The 252-nt window shown below is 55.6% G+C and carries 1 rRNA gene; it reads left to right on the top strand.

From position 1 onward, the window contains the following. Nucleotides 1-170 precede the first annotated feature (170 nt). Nucleotides 171-252 (top strand): 5S ribosomal RNA (gene rrf, locus ARTB_RS21505); the annotation flags it as partial.

Genomic DNA, 252 nt, shown 5'->3' with positions numbered 1-252 from the left:
TACAAAGAAACAAGACTGCTTGCGTCCACTATGTGGTTCCCAAACAACAAACCCGTTACTTGACGGCACGTTGCGACAGGAACAAAACCACAACAAAATAACAACACCACAGATGTTGTAACCACAGTTTTCCCCACCCCCGCCCAGCGGGTGCGTGGCGGAGCAAGGGTTACGGCGGTCATAGCGTGGGGGAAACGCCCGGTCCCATCCCGAACCCGGAAGCTAAGACCCACAGCGCCGATGGTACTGCAC

It is taken from the genome of Arthrobacter humicola (assembly GCF_022803015.1).
Classification (GTDB): domain Bacteria; phylum Actinomycetota; class Actinomycetes; order Actinomycetales; family Micrococcaceae; genus Arthrobacter; species Arthrobacter humicola_A.
Note: the sequence above shows the minus strand (reverse complement) of the source record. Positions and strands in the feature narration are given on the sequence as shown.